The following is a 14337-nucleotide window of genomic DNA, read 5'->3' as shown; positions in this document are numbered from 1 at the left end:
GTCGTTCACCTGGCATCTCACCGACGGTCAAGACGAATGCCGGGCCGCCGCCTAACGTCACACGGGTGGTCAAGCTCTCCGTCATCGTGCCGTTCTACAACGTGCAGCAATATGCGCCCGACACCCTGAAGAGTCTGCGTGCGAACGCACGCGACGACTTCGAGTTCATCCTCGTCGACGACTGCTCCCGCGACGAGACGCCGGACATCCTCGCGCGCGCGGAGCGCGAGCTCCCGGGCGCGGTGCATGTCCGACACGAGCAGAACGGAGGACTGGCCACCGCGCGCAACACCGGCATCGACGCGGCGCGTGGCGAGTACCTCACGTTCCTCGACGGGGACGACTGGCTCGCCCCCGGCTACTACGAGCAACTGCTCGCCTCCATCGAGGAGTTGGGCTGCGACTTCGTGCGCACGGACCATGTCCAGTGCACCGCGCGGGCCCGCACCGTCCACCGCGTGCCGCACGGCAGGCGCGGTGTCGTCCTCGATCCGCGCGAGGCGATCCTGCCCGCCGACCGCTCCACCTCCGTCGACTACGCGTACGCGTGGGCCGGCATCTACCACCGCAGGCTGACCGACCGGGGCCTGCTGCACTTCACCGACGGGCTGCGCACGGCCGAGGACCGGCCGTGGATCTGGAAGCTGCACCGGGAGGCGGAGTCGTTCGCCACGGTGGGCCTCCTCGGGGTGTTCTACCGGCGCGGTGTCGCCTCCTCACTCACGCAGATCGGTGACGTACGGCAGCTGGATTTCATTCGCGCGTTCGACCAGGTGGTAAGCGAAACGGCACAGGACCGGGACGCGGATAAACTCCTCCCGAAGGCCGTGCGGACCTACTGTGCGATTATTTCCCATCACCTGGGATCCATCGAAAGGTTCGAGCCGCCCGTGGCACGGAAACTGAAGTCGATGAGTGCCGTCGCATTGCGGCGTATGCCGCAGGACGTCCTCGATGACGCCCTCGACTCCATGGACATACAGCGCGCGACGCGACTGCGTCGACTGCGCCGCCGGCCGGCCGCCGCGGGGGTGTCCGCGTGACGACCCAGATCTTCATGGCGTCGACGCTGTACGGCACGGCGACACTCGCCGCGGCCGTCGACGCCGGCTGCTTCCGCCCCGCGGACCGGCGCGTCCTGCTGGTCTCCAACAACGCGGCGACGCCCGAGACGACACCCGGCGTCGACGAGATGCCCGGCTTCACGCAACTGCGCGGCCGGTTCGACGACGTGATCTCGTGGAACGAGACCATCTCCCCGTTCCACCCGGGCGGTTGGGCCCCGCGGCTCGACGACGTACCGCTGTGGGAGCGGCATCTGCGGCTCGCCTGGGAACTCGGCGACGACGACGTCGAACTGGTCGTCGAGTCGATCCAGGTCAACCCGGCACTCGGCCTCACCCAGATCTTCACGGGCGCCCCCGTCACCGTCTACGCCGACGGCCTGATGAGCTACGGCCCGACCCGCAACAAGATCGACCCGCTGGTCGGCACCCGGATCGACCGGCTCCTCCACCTCGACCTGGTGCCGGGCCTCACCCCCCTGCTGCTCACGGAGTTCGGTGTCGGCCCTGAGATCGTGCCGACCGCGGTCTTCACCGACGTCCTGACCGAACTGGTCAAAACAGGCGACGAGTTGCCCGCCATCGACGAACCGGCCCTGCTGCTCGGCCAGTACCTCTCCGCCCTCGGCATCCTCACCTCCGAGGAGGAGGAGGACCTGCACGTACGGATGCTCAAGGGCGCCGTCGAACTCGGGCACGAACGCATCGTGTTCAAGCCGCACCCCAGCGCCCCGGCCCGCTGGTCGCGCGCCCTGGAGAAGGAGGCGAAGCGGATCGGCGCCGACCTCACGGTGCTCGACACCCCGGTCCTCGCCGAGGTGCTCTACCAGCGGATGCGCCCCGCGCTGGTCGTGGGCTGCTTCTCCACCGCACTGCTCACCGCCTCCGCGCTGTACGGCCTCCCGGTCGCCCGCATCGGCACGGAGCCCCTCCTCGAACGCCTCACCCCGTACGAGAACAGCAACCGCGTCCCCGTCACGATCGTGGACGCGCTGCTGCCGGAGCTGACGGACCGCACGGCGGTCGCCGAACAGCGCCAGGGCATGACCGCCGGCGAACTGTCCGAGCTGGTAAGGGCCGTGGGCTTCGCCATGCAGCCCAAGATCTACCCGGACACCCGGCCGGGCGCCGAGCAGTATCTGACACGGCGGCTGAACGACCACACCTGGCGCTACTTCAAGCGGCGGCGCCTCACCTCGCTGGGCCTGCCCGGCGCGGTACCGGCCCAGCTCGCCTTCATCCCGCGCAACGCGACCGTGCGCCGTGTGGCCAAGCGCGCCCGATCCCTGAAGAGGGCCACACTCGGATGAGCACCGTGGAATCGTCGCCCGCCCTGACGTCCTCTCCGGGGGCGGACGCCTCTGCTGAGGCGGGCCCCTCCACCGAGGCGGGCGACAGTGCCTCTGTCCCTCCCCGGATAGTTCCCAAGAAGCACGTCCCGCGCCTGCGCGCGCTGGACGGGCTCCGGCTGATCGCCGCCCTGATGGTCGCCGCGTACCACTACGGCGGCCGGGACGGCGAGGTGAGCGGGGCCTGGGGCACCTCTCCACAGCTCCAGTTCCCGACCCTGCACACCTGGTTCGCGTACGGCTGCCTGGGCGTGCAGATCTTCTTCGTCATCAGCGGCTTCGTGATCTGTATGAGCGGCTGGGGACGGAGTCTGCGCTCGTTCTTCGCCTCGCGGGTCTCCCGGCTGATGCCGGCGTACTGGGCGGCGATCGTCCTCGTCACGGCCGTCTTCGCGCTGCCCGTGGTCGCGTACCACGCCGTCTCGCCCAGTGACGCGCTGGTGAACCTGACGCTCATGCAGCAACCGCTGGGCGCCGACCGGGTGCTCGGCGTCTGCTGGACGCTCTGGGCCGAGGTCCGCTTCTACGCCCTGTTCGCGCTCTGCGTGGTCCTGCCGGGCGCGACCCGGCAGCGCGTGATCCTGTTCTGCGCGAGCTGGACCCTCGCCGCGGCGATCGCCCAGGCCGCGCGGGAGCCGCTGCTCGACCTCATCCTGATGCCCGAGTACGCGCCGTTCTTCATCGGCGGCATCGGCCTCTACCTCGTCCACCGCGACCGGCGCGACGCGTACGCCTGGGGCATCGTGCTCGTGAGCTGGCTGATCGGCCAGCACTACGCGGTGGCGAGGCTGTGGCACGCGCCCGACCCGCAGTTCTTCTCCAACCGCAGCTCGACCGGGATCATCCTGGTCGTCACCCTGGGCTTCATGGCGGTCGCCGCGGTCGCGCTGGGCCTGCTGAACCGGGCGAACTGGCCGTGGCTGACGGTGGCCGGGGCGCTGACGTACCCCTTCTACCTGGTCCACGAGCACCTGGGCTGGGTCGCCATCAAGGCCTACCACCAGAGCCTGGGCCTTCCGTCGTACGCGACGGCACTGCTGACGGTCGTGACGATGCTGATCCTGGCCTGGCTGCTGAACCGCCTGGTCGAGGACCGGTTGACCCCACGGCTGCGCTCGGCACTGTCGAAGCCGCGCTGAACGCGCGCTGAACGCGCCGGACGCTCGGGTCGGCCGGCCGGAACAACCGGATCAGCCGGCTCCGAAGCGTGCCTCGATCCCATCCAGCAGCAGCATGAGCCCTTCCTCGAATCCCTCGTCGTACCCCTCGAAGATCAGCGGGCCCGCGGCCGCCGACAGGGGATGGCCGGCGAGCCTCTCGGCGCGCGCGTCCACGTCGTACCCCTCGCGGCGCTCCCCCGGCAGGGGATGCACGCCCTGCTCCTCGGTGACGAAGCCCAGCGTGTACAGGTATGCGGTGGTGAAGGCGCGTACCGCCTGCCGGAGGGTGAACCCGGCGTCCACCAGGGCGCGCAGGTTCTCCTCCATCTGAGCGGCGTGCTCGGTGCCGGTGAAGCGCGAGCCGCTGAAGACCTTGGCCCCGTCGCGGTAGCTCAGCAGCGCGGCACGCAGGCCCCGGTTGGCGGCCAGCAGCCGCTCGCGCCAGTCCGTGCCCGGTGGGATCGGGGTACCGGCGAGCATCCGCCGGTACATCTGCGTCGCCATCTCGTCCAGCAGCGCCTGCTTGTCCTTGAAGTGCCAGTAGAGGGCGGGCGCCTTGACGTCCAGCTCCTTGGCGATGACACGGAGGCTCAGGCCGTTGAGGCCGACCTCGTTCAGCAGACGCAGCGCCGTGTCGGCCACCAGCGCTCGGTCGATCTTCCCTGCAGCCACGTTCGCACCCTATCCGGAGGTCCCGCCTTGACAGCTTAACGTCGTTAAGTGCATCCTCGGCGCATGGAACTTAACGACGTTAAGGAGATCGCCGTGGATGCCTCCGCGAATCCCGCCGTGGATGCCGTCATGGATGCCGTCGTGGACACCCCCGCCGTACCGGCCGAGACCGACGTCCTGATCGTGGGCGCCGGTCCCACCGGACTCGCCCTCGCGCTCGACCTCGCCCGGCACGGCGTACGCGCCCTCGTCGTGGAGCGGTCCGCCACCCTCTTCCCCGGCTCGCGGGGCAAGGGGATCCAGCCGCGCACGCAGGAGGTCTTCGACGACTTCGGCGTGCTGGACGCGCTCCGGGCGGGCGGCGGCACGTACCCCGTCGGCATGGTCTGGAAGGACGGGCAACGGCAGGGCGAGCACCGGATGTTCGACGAGGTCGAGGCGACGGAGGCCGAACCGTACGCGGGCTTCGCGCTGATGGTGACGCAGTGGCGGACACAGGAGATCCTGCACGCGCGCCTGGCGGAGCTGGGCGGCGGCGTCGCCTTCGGCCGGGAGCTGGTGGGTCTCGTCCAGGACGCCGACGGGGTGACGGCGAGCTTCGCGTCCGGCGCCCCGGTGCGCGCCCGCTACGCCGTCGCCGCGGACGGCGGCCGGTCGGCCGTGCGGCGCGCGCTGGGCATCGGGATGACCGGCGAGCCCGTGGACCCGGCTCCGGCGCTGGTCGCGGACATCCGCGTCACCGGCCTCGACCGCGACAACTGGCACTTCTTCCCGCCCACCGACGCCGTCGGCGCGAGCGAAGGCGGCGGCCAGGGCGGCGGCCAGGGCCTCCGGGGCGGCTTCCTGGGGATCTGCCCCCTCCCCCACACCGAGGACTTCCAGCTGACGGCCGGTTTCGCGGACCCGTCCGCCGAGCCGGACCTGTCCCTCGACGGCATCCGCAAGCTGGTCGCCACGCGCACGCACCTGTCCGCGGACGACGTGACCGAGGTCCGCTGGGCCTCCGAGTTCCGGCCGCGCGCCGCGATGGCGGACCGGTTCCGGGACGGGCGGATCTTCCTGGCGGGCGACGCGGCGCACGTCCACTCGCCCGCGGGCGGCCAGGGCCTCAACACCAGCGTCCAGGACGCCTACAACCTGGCCTGGAAACTCGCGGCCGTGCTGCGGGGGTCCGCCCCGGCCGCCCTCCTCGACTCGTACGGGGAGGAGCGGATGCCCATCGCCGCGCAGATGCTGGGCCTGTCCACCGGCATCCACCGCGGTGAGGTGCGGCGCGGCGCGGCCACCCAGCAACTCGGCCTCGGCTACCGGGGCTCGGCGCTCGCGGTGGAGACGCGCACGGACCTGCCCGAGGGGGCCCTGCGCGCCGGCGACCGCGCACCGGACGGCAGCCGGGCCGGGATCCGCCTCTTCGACGCCTTCCGGGGCCCGCACTGGACACTGCTCACGGTCGGCACGGACACGGAGGCGCCGGACCTCCCCGGCATCCGCACGGTCCGCTTCCCCGCCTACGAGGCCTACGGGACCGGGGTGTTCCTCGTCCGCCCGGACGGTTACGTGGGCTGGGCGGGCGAATCCAGCGAGTCGGGCGGGTCTGCGCGGGGCCTGGCGGAGTACGCGGCGCGGGTGGGCGCCCTCTAGAGCTGTGTCAGCAGAGCTGTTTCAAGAGCTGTTGCAAGAGCTGTTGCAAGCAGGCCTCAGACGGAACTGGCGAGCGACAGTTTGACGGCGAAGCCCAGGAAGAGGGCGCCGGCGGCGGAGGTGGCCCCCGCGGAGAGCCGCCTGCGCCGCTTGAAGGCCGCCGCCAGCTTCGTCCCGCCGAATATCAGCGCGCTGAGGTAGAGGAAGCTCGCGACCTGGGCGAAGGCGCCGAGCACGACGAACGAGAGGGCCGGATACGCGTAGCCCGGATCCACGAACTGAACGAAGAATGCCACGAAGAACAGGATCGCCTTCGGGTTGAACAGACTGATGACGAGCGCCCGCCGGAAGGGCCGCTCCTCGACGGCCGGTGCGGCGGCCTCCTCGGCCTCGCCCCGCTCCCGCCGGGTCCGCCACATCTGCCACGCCGCCCGCAGCATCCCGAACGCCAGCCAGGTGAGGTAACCGGCGCCCGCGTACTTCACGATCCCGAACAGCAGGGCGTTGGCCTGCAGCAGGGACGCGACACCGGCCGCGGACAGCGTCATCAGCACGGCGTCACCGCACCAGACACCGGCGGAGGCCTGATACCCGGTCCGCACACCCCGCCGTGCGGCGACGGACAGCACATAGAGCGAGTTCGGCCCCGGCAACAGCACAATCAGCACGAGACCGACGAGGTAGGTGGGCAGATCGGTTACGCCAAGCATGAGAGGCAGTGTCGCATCCGGGTATGACACCGCACGACGGGGTTCCGCCGGATGAGAAGGCCGCTCGGATGTCACCACGGCACACCGATGACCGGATCGACGACCGGATCGATGAGCGGATCGATGAGCGGCGGGGGGTTCAAATGCGTATATCAGGTGTGTTGCGTACATCAGGTGTGTGGAGATCAGTCGCGGCGGCGACGGCGCTGGCAGCGCTCGCCGTGGTGAGCGGGTGCACCATCCAGCCGGCGGGCCCGCCGGGCGCGTCACCGGCCGGTTCGCCGTCCGCCGGTGCGCCGTCGTCCGCGGGCGCGTCGTCACCAGCCGGCCGTTCTCCCGGCGACGCCAAGCCGCCGGGTTCCGGCGGGCAGCCCGCGCCCAAGGTCCTGTGGTCGCCGGGCGACCGGGGCGGGGACGTGAGGGAGTTGCAGGCCCGGCTGCGGCAGGTGCTGTGGCTCTACGAGGGGCCCACGGGGACGTACGACGCCTCGACGGTCTACGCGGTCAAGGGATTCCAGGGCAAGCGCGGCCTGCCGAAGACCGGCACCACGGACTCGGTGACCTGGCGGCGGCTGCTGGGGATGACCCGCGAGCCGGGCAAGTGGGACCTGTACGCGTCGGGTGGCCAGCCGGCCGCGAAGCCGGACCCGCGCTGTCTGACGGGCCGGGTGCTGTGCATCAGCAAGACCAGCCGCACCCTGCGCTGGATGATCGACGGCCGTACCGTCTCGACGATGGAAGTGCGCTTCGGCTCGCAGTACACGCCCACCCGCGAAGGTGTTTTCAACGTCTACTTCAAGTCGCGCCATCATGTGTCGACGCTCTACGACTCCCCCATGCCGTACGCGATGTTCTTCAGCGGCGGCCAGGCGGTCCACTACTCCGCGGACTTCGCGGGGACGGGCTACTACGGCGGCTCGCACGGCTGTGTGAACGTACGGGACGAGGGCAAGATCGCGGCGCTGTTCTCGCAGGTGAGGGACGGCGACAAGGTCGTCATCTACTGGTGAGCGCCGTGCGGCGGAGAAGAGGTGCGGGCGCGGGCGGGACCGGGGGAACGTGTCCCGCCCGCGCCTTTTGTGCACTGAGCCGTGAGTACGGGGGGAACCCCGGCTCGTGCGACAGCCGATGACCAGTCGGCTCGCTTACTACTGCGTCGGGACGGCTGGAAACGTCACACCTGGCCGGCACACGCGTGTGAACCGAACGGAAGCGCAGGTCAGAAGCGGCGGGTCAGTTCCGCGAGCGCACTGATCCGTGGGGTCGGGGTCGCCTGGTCCTCGTCACCCTGGAACGTGCCCGCACCCAGGTGGCCGCCGCGGTCGTCACCACCGTTACCGCCGCCGCTGCCATCGCCGACGTCGCCGTCGTCGTCGTTGTCGCCCTTGCCGTCGTTGCCCTTGCCGTTGTCGCCCTTGCCGGAGTCGGTGTGCCCGGAACCGGGGTCGCTCCAGTCGCCGCCGTCGCCGGAGTCGCGGTTCCCGGTCTTCAGGACGCCTCTGCAGTACTTCCGCACCTGCTCGGCACCCCCGGCCGCGTCCTCCAGGGTGCGTCTGCGCCCGGCGTCGAGGTCCTTGCCGTCGCGGATGTCACGGCAGGCCGAGGCGATCCTGGCCCACCGCTGACCCTGCCGGTTCTCGCGCCCGGTGTCGTCGGAGTCGGGTCGTGCGCCCGTACCCGTGGCTTCGGGGGCTTCGCCGCTCGGGGCGGAGCCCTCGCCGGTCGGTGCACCGGCGCTGCCCTCGGGCCGCGGGACATCGCCGCGCCGGGTCGTCCCGGGGGACGGCGTGCGGAGCGGGCGGTTCTCGGTGACGTCGGCCGTCGCGGAGGCACCCGGTTCCGGCCCGTCCCCGCCGAAGGCCAGGACACCGGCGGTGGCGGCCACGGCGACCCCGCCGATCATCCCGGCGGCCAGCGCGGCGGCGAGGCCGTAGCGCACCGGGCGGCCCCACGGGGAGCGGGCACGGCGGTCCGGAGTGGAACGGCCCAGCCGGACGAGTCCCGCGTCCGGGGAAGCCCCTGGGGACGAGGAGGTCGACGGGGACGGGAAGGGCGCCGCGGAACGCGTACGGGAGGGCCCGGCGAGGACCGTCTCCTCGCTCCGGCCTGAACTCGCCGAGCGGAAGGCGGCCAACGCGGCTTCCTCGCCCGGGAGTTCGGTACCGCGATCGGCAACGCGTTCACCACCGGTCGGCGCGGGCCCGGCGCCGAGCGCACCCATGGCGTCCACGGCACCCAGCGCGCCCAGTTCGTCGAGTGCCTCGGCCAGTCGGTCGGCCTGGGCGCGGATGCCGGCGTCGACGGTTTCGAGCGGTTCGCCACGCAGCAGTCGTTCCGCCGCGTCGCGGTCCAGCCACCGGCCCGGGGGCGTGGGATCGTCCCCTGGGAAGACAGAGCGCTCGTCGGCCATCACATGTCCTTCTGCGTACGCGAAGGCGTATGCGTCACACCGGCCGACGTCACCGCACGGGTACGCGGCCCTGTGTGCGGGGGTCTCTGCTGGGGTACCGAGCCGAGGGAGCCCACCGATTCCGGAGCAGCCGCCTCCGGGTCCGCGCCGAGCAGTTCCGCGAGGCGTTTCAGCCCGCGGTGCGCCGCTGTGCGGACGGCGCCGGGCCGTTTGCCGAGGGTGTCCGCGGCGGTCTTGGCATCGAGACCGACGACGACGCGCAGCACGACGGCTTCCGCCTGGTCCTGCGGGAGCTGGGCGATGAGGGAGAGGGTACGGCCCGTGGCGAGCGCCTCGATGGCCTCACCGGCGGTGTCGGACTCGGCCGCCCTGCCGGTCAGTTCGCTCTCGTCGCCGCCCGTCGCGGGGCGCCGCCCGCGCATACGTATGTGGTCGAGCGCGCGGTTACGGGCTATCCGGGCCGCCCAGCCGCGGAACCGGTCGGCGTCTCCGCTGAACCGTTCCAGGTCCCGGGCGATCTGCAGCCAGGCCTCGGACGTCACGTCCTCGGCGTCCGGGTCACCGACCAGCGTCCGCACATACCCCAGGAGCCGTGGATGCACGGCTCGGTACACAGTACGGAACGCGGTCTCGTCCCCGTACTGTGCGGCAACCACCGCGGCGGTCAGCTCCGCGTCGTCCCCCAGCACCGCGCCCCTTATCGCGCCCGGCCGGCGCCGCTCTCGCGGACCGGGTCGTCTCCGTCGTGGTCTCTCGGTCGATGGTTGCGGTCCTGCCCCGCATCCGGCGCGAAATGCACGTTACGGCTTGAAACCGGGGCGCGTCCATGTCCGTACAACTTGCAACTAACTCGTTGCGGCGTTGGGTGTGACACAAAACGCACCGTCGGCGCTGAGGAGAGTACGGGCCGCCGCGCGGCCCGTGCCGCGCGACGGCCGGGGCCTCTCCTGTGGGGGGTGGCGGCCCCGGCCGTTGCCTCGGCTTCAAGGATCTGGTTTGGGGCGATGCTCGGAATCCGTGACCGCCGCGGCCAACGCGTGACCGACCGACAGCCCGGCGGCAGGAGACCTGGCCCACGGTAGCGGCGACTTTCCACCGCACTTCAGGCACTCCCCGCCCTGTCCCACCTGCGGTGCGTGACACCTACGCCCGGCCCCCACCGATTCGACGCGGACCCGTCCACTTTCCGAGCCACACACGGTAGCGCGCTGCTGCCAGGTATGAGGATTTCGCCGGGTCGACGGTCACCGGCGGGGCGCGGACGCTGAGCTCATGCGTCTCGACCGCCTTGACCGTCGCCGGCCTGCTGACAGGCTCGGGTTCACGGACTGCGCCGCCATCACCCTCGGCGGCGCTCTCCGGGCCGCGTTCTACCTGGGGGTGATGGCACCGTGGGTCGCGCACTCGCGCTCCCCTGGTTCAAAGCCGGCGACTCGCGTGTCAGCTGCCGTAAAGGGTGGGCAGATCGACCAGCAGAATGTCGTCACGCCGGTCGGCCAGGTCGACCAAATCGGGATAAAAGCCGTGCAGGGAGTACAGGGCCAGCGTGGTGGTAGTGGTGTCGTACCCCTGATCCGTGAGCAGGGCACGGATACGTTCCAGGCGCTCCAGGTCGCCGGTACCCCGGCGGGCCGCAGTCGCCTTGGCCTCGCCCAGTAGCGCGATCCTCGCGCGGGGAGCCTGCGGGCGCTCGCCGGCGGCCAGGGCGATGACATCCACCTCGTGCTTGGTGCGGGCGGCCTGGTCGGCGACCTCGGTGGTGCCGACCGGTCCGGGCAGTCCACCAGGCAGCAGGGTGTGGGCGTAACGACGGGTGAAGTCTCGGGCCAGATCCTCGAAGTGCGGTCCGAGGATCTTGGAGTTGAAGGTCGGTGCAGCCTGCTGCCACACCTGCTCGACGAAGCCCTGCTCCACGGCGGCGGCCTGCGGGAGGGTGATGAGCTGGTTGAAGCGGATGACAGGGTCGGCAAGGGTGATGACGGGGTGCTTGGAGCGGAGGATGTCCTGTTCCCGCCGGATGTAGCCGGTGGATTCCAGGACTCCGAGAGGGTGGGCGACGGCGTTGCGCGGACGTTCAAGAGCGGCACCGATCTTGCTGGGGGTGGTGGCGCCGTTGGCGATGGCGGTGAGGACGTCGTAGTACAGCGTGTGCTGCGTAATTCTCGGATCCTCGCGCAACAGGTACTCGGTCTCGGTACGCGAGTACACCGCCCGCCCCGGGTCGAGCAGTGTCCGAGTGAGCCAGCTGTCGAAGCCGCCTCCTGGATGCGGCCGGGCAGCCACCGGCCGGTAGCCGGGGGCTCCGCCCAGGACCGCGTGCACCTTCAGCGCGGTCAGCGGGTCGGCGATCTGCCAAAAGGTCCGGCTGCCACGGTAGTCGAAGGCGCCCAGTCGTAGATCGACCACGGCACGTCCCCGCAGCGGCTTGGTCCCCGAAAGCAGTTCGTGCATGACGCTCATCGCCGAGCCGCAAAGGATCAGACGCGGGCCCGGCCCTGCACCGGGCCTGGCACCCCGCTGACGCTCGTCGTAGAGCTGTTGCAGCAGTCCCGGGATTTCAGGCGAGTGCTGGAGCAAGTACGGCAGTTCGTCGATCACCAGGAGCGGGTGCGGCGAACGGGAGGTCACATCAAGGGCGTTGGACAGGACGTCACGCCAGTCGGACAGACGAAGACTCCCCTGCCGCAGGCCGGCATGGGCAGCGACCGCGTCACTGAACCGCTGGATCGCGGGCAGTCGCCCCTCCTCCCGGACCGCCGTGACGTACAGGCCGCCGACCTGCTCGGACAGTGCCTGCAGAAGGTACGACTTCCCGTGCCGCCGCCGCCCCGACACGATGCCGAGCCGCATCGCCGGATCCGGATCGGTGAGGAACTCCACGAGCAGATCCCACTCCCGGTCCCGGTCGACCACGTCGCCCGGCTTGGCCGACAGGCTTTTCTTCACTCGCTCTCCTGCACATCGACTGTGACGAATCTCGTCTAAGTCTACTTCGACGGGAGTCGTCGTACTCGAATGAACCGCAGATCAGCTTTGCAGCACCCTCAGCAGCGGCCAGGAGCAGCCAGAAACACCTGGATCGGGACTGATGCAGACGGACAGTGAGAAGCTGCACACGGACGACGAAATGCTTGGCCATGGATCTTCATCCTGCTGCCAGGCCAGGGTGGCGGCCCCGGCCGTTGCCATCGGCGGAGCAGCCTGCGCTCCCTCATCCTCAACCACTCTTCGCGCTTTTCGCGCTCTTTGCGCTCTTTGCGTCCTTTGAGCTTTTCGTTACGCCGTTGCCCGGTGTCTTCGACGGCTTGGCCGATCTACTCCCCTCGGCCCCCACCGCCTTCTCCGCCTTCTCGGCTGCCTTGGAACTCTTGCTGTTCTTGCCGCCCTTGGCGTTCTGGGCGTTCTTGGCGTTCTTGGCGTTCTTTTTTTCCTTCGCCTCGGCCAGCCGCGCCGCGCAGTACGCCGCCACTTCGTCCTCGCCGCCCGCGGCCCGGACCAGCCGCCGCCACGCGGTCGAGTCGAGCGCCTTGCCCCGCTTCTTGACGGAGTCGTACGCGCGACAGTGGGCCTCGGTGTCCTGAGCGGCGGAGGGCCGGTCGGTGGGGCCGGGCCCGGACGCACCGGGTGTGCCGGCACCGACCGGGACACCCGGGTCGGCCGCGGAACTGCTCGACGGCCGCCGAGCCCTGTCGACCTCACCCCCGTCGTCCCGCCCGCCCACGCCCGAGCCGATGGCCGCGACGGCCACCCCGCCGAGCGTCACGCTCGCCGCCAGCGCGACCAGCGTCGTCCGCAGCGACCAGGCGCGCCGCTCGCCCGCGGGCCGCCAGTCGTCCCGCCGCCGGGTACGGACCGCCCCGCGCGCCCCCTCGCCCCGGGCCTCCCGGAACGCGGCGAGTGCCCGCTTCTCGGCGTCGGCGTCGGCGTCGGCGTCGGCGTCGGCGTCGGCGTCCGCTTCCTCGCCCCGTACGGCGGCGGCGAGCAGGGCGCCGAGGTCCGGCCGGGTGCTGTCGCCCTCTCGTTCACCCATGTCCGCATCCACTCTCGCCGCCGAAGGACTGTCTGCCGTTCATCCCGACTCCCCCAGCGTCCGGGGCCCGTCTTCCGTCACACCCTCGGCGCCGAGGCGGCGGGCCAGCCGCTTCAGGCCCCGGTGGGCGGCGGTGCGTACCGCGCCGGGGCGTTTGCCGAGGACCCGCCCGGCCGCGGGACCGTCGAGACCGACGACGACCCGCAGCAGCACGGCCTCGGCCTGGTCGCGCGGCAGGGTCGCGAGGAGTTCGAGGGCGTACTGCGTGCCGAGGGACTCCAGGGCCTGGCCGTCCGTGCTCTGGGCGGCAGGCAGGTCGAGCAGGTCCTGTTCGAGCCCGGACGCCCGCGGCCGTACCTTCTGCCGCCTCAGCTGATCGAGCGCCCGGTGCCTGGCGATGGTCGCGGTCCAGCCGCGGAACCCCGCCCCGTCCCCGCGGAACCGCCCCAGATCCCGGGCGATCTCCAGCCACGCGTCCGAGGCCACGTCCTCCGCCTCGGCGCCGACCAGGCCCCGCAGATACCCGAGCAGTCCGGGCTGCACGATCCGGTACGCGACCGCGAAGGCGTCCTCGTCCCCCTGCTGCGCCCGCGCGACGGCCAGGCCCAGCTCCCCGTCGGACGACCGCACGCGGCGGGACTCCCCTCCCTGGCCCAACACTGCCTCGTTCGCACCGGGTTCGGACTTCCCGTACCGCACCCGCACCACGCGGCGCGGACCGCTGCGATCGCACACACCCTCAAGGTCATCTGCGCCGGGCGGCGCGGAAACGTCACAGTTCGTCAGCCGAACCGCCCGCCTCCACGCATCCGGGCCGCCCCGGCGACCCGGGCGGTCCGGCCCGCGCCCGCCCGTGCAACTGCAGATAGAACGTGCGCAGGGATTCCCGTTCCCCCGCCTCGAACCGCTTCACGACCTTGCCCAGCGGATTCCACACCCGCCCGTCCGGCATCCGTACGCCCACCGGCTGGCCGAACAACTCCCGCTGCCCCTGGTCGAACTCGATCCACGCGGCACCGGCCCGCCGCACCAGCACCTCCCCCGCGTACACCCCGAGCCCGAACAGCACGCGTCCCACGGCCGCGTGGTCCCGGCCGCTCCTGCGCAGTCCGTCGACTATGAAGTCGACGACGCGCAGGCTCGCGACGGAGTAGTCCAGCGGCAGTTGGTTGCGGGCCGTGACGTCCCGTACGAACCGTGCCGCGTGCTGCCGCATCCGCAGGTCGGCCGAGAGCCTGCGGGTCACGCGCGGGGGTTCTCCCGACTCCGCGCTCGTCCCCACCACGCCTGCGCCCCCTCAC

The 14337-nt window shown here is 71.2% G+C and carries 13 protein-coding genes; 5 read left to right on the top strand and 8 right to left on the bottom strand.

What is annotated here, in order from left to right; all coding sequences use genetic code 11:
* The first annotated feature begins 65 nt into the window (after window positions 1-65).
* Genes ACIOKD_RS04825 through ACIOKD_RS04815 form a run of 3 tightly spaced genes read left to right on the top strand, consistent with a single transcriptional unit; the run spans window position 66 to window position 3552 of the window.
* A complete protein-coding gene (locus tag ACIOKD_RS04825; RefSeq protein ID WP_402078197.1) occupies window positions 66-1043 on the top strand; it encodes a glycosyltransferase family 2 protein in 978 nt (325 codons plus the stop codon).
* The gene (locus tag ACIOKD_RS04820; RefSeq protein WP_402078195.1) at window positions 1040-2374 is read left to right on the top strand and encodes an alpha-2,8-polysialyltransferase family protein; all 1335 of its coding nucleotides are present in this window, start codon (window positions 1040-1042) and stop codon (window positions 2372-2374) included. Before ACIOKD_RS04825 ends, ACIOKD_RS04820 begins: the two co-directional genes overlap by 4 nt.
* Entirely contained in the window at window positions 2371-3552 is a 1182-nt protein-coding gene (locus ACIOKD_RS04815; RefSeq protein WP_402078192.1) for an acyltransferase family protein, read from the top strand. Before ACIOKD_RS04820 ends, ACIOKD_RS04815 begins: the two co-directional genes overlap by 4 nt.
* A gap of 51 nt (window positions 3553-3603) precedes the next feature.
* Here the strand turns inward: ACIOKD_RS04815 and ACIOKD_RS04810 are convergent, their stop codons facing one another.
* Complete coding sequence (locus ACIOKD_RS04810; protein WP_402078190.1) at window positions 3604-4245, bottom strand: TetR/AcrR family transcriptional regulator; 642 nt, start codon at window positions 4243-4245, stop codon at window positions 3604-3606.
* Between the two features lie 129 nt (window positions 4246-4374).
* Between ACIOKD_RS04810 and ACIOKD_RS04805 the strand changes: the two genes are divergently transcribed.
* On the top strand, window positions 4375-5886 hold the full coding sequence (locus ACIOKD_RS04805; protein WP_402079191.1) for an FAD-dependent monooxygenase: 1512 nt from the start codon (window positions 4375-4377) through the stop codon (window positions 5884-5886).
* 56 nt (window positions 5887-5942) lie between these two features.
* On the opposite strand, the gene leuE is transcribed toward ACIOKD_RS04805, so the two are convergent.
* Window positions 5943-6596: a leucine efflux protein LeuE gene (leuE, locus tag ACIOKD_RS04800; protein ID WP_402078187.1), complete on the bottom strand. Its 654-nt coding sequence runs from the start codon at window positions 6594-6596 to the stop codon at window positions 5943-5945.
* Window positions 6597-6739: 143 nt separating this feature from the next.
* Here leuE and ACIOKD_RS04795 point away from each other — a divergent pair, with 143 nt between their 5' ends.
* Window positions 6740-7606 carry a L,D-transpeptidase family protein gene (locus ACIOKD_RS04795; protein WP_402078185.1) on the top strand — a complete coding sequence of 289 codons (867 nt, stop codon included), beginning with the start codon at window positions 6740-6742 and terminating at the stop codon, window positions 7604-7606.
* 209 nt (window positions 7607-7815) lie between these two features.
* Here ACIOKD_RS04795 and ACIOKD_RS04790 read toward each other — a convergent pair whose 3' ends face one another.
* The 6 genes from ACIOKD_RS04790 to ACIOKD_RS04765 all read right to left on the bottom strand — a co-directional run bounded on the left by ACIOKD_RS04790 (window position 7816) and on the right by ACIOKD_RS04765 (window position 14252).
* Complete coding sequence (locus tag ACIOKD_RS04790) at window positions 7816-9006, bottom strand: hypothetical protein (RefSeq protein ID WP_402078182.1); 1191 nt, start codon at window positions 9004-9006, stop codon at window positions 7816-7818.
* Entirely contained in the window at window positions 9006-9695 is a 690-nt protein-coding gene (locus ACIOKD_RS04785; RefSeq protein WP_402078180.1) for an RNA polymerase sigma factor, read from the bottom strand. The genes ACIOKD_RS04790 and ACIOKD_RS04785 overlap by 1 nt, the downstream gene beginning before the upstream one ends.
* A gap of 751 nt (window positions 9696-10446) precedes the next feature.
* Window positions 10447-11952 carry an ATP-binding protein gene (locus ACIOKD_RS04780; RefSeq protein ID WP_402078176.1) on the bottom strand — a complete coding sequence of 502 codons (1506 nt, stop codon included), beginning with the start codon at window positions 11950-11952 and terminating at the stop codon, window positions 10447-10449.
* Window positions 11953-12223: 271 nt separating this feature from the next.
* Entirely contained in the window at window positions 12224-13036 is an 813-nt protein-coding gene (locus tag ACIOKD_RS04775) for a hypothetical protein (protein ID WP_402078173.1), read from the bottom strand.
* Between the two features lie 39 nt (window positions 13037-13075).
* Entirely contained in the window at window positions 13076-13693 is a 618-nt protein-coding gene (locus ACIOKD_RS04770; protein ID WP_402079188.1) for an RNA polymerase sigma factor, read from the bottom strand.
* 115 nt (window positions 13694-13808) lie between these two features.
* A complete protein-coding gene (locus tag ACIOKD_RS04765) occupies window positions 13809-14252 on the bottom strand; it encodes a hypothetical protein (RefSeq protein WP_402079186.1) in 444 nt (147 codons plus the stop codon).
* Window positions 14253-14337: the final 85 nt, after the last annotated feature.

It is taken from the genome of Streptomyces sp. NPDC087844, assembly GCF_044742785.1.
Taxonomy (GTDB): Bacteria; Actinomycetota; Actinomycetes; order Streptomycetales; family Streptomycetaceae; genus Streptomyces.
This window is presented reverse-complemented; position numbering and strand designations above follow the sequence as displayed.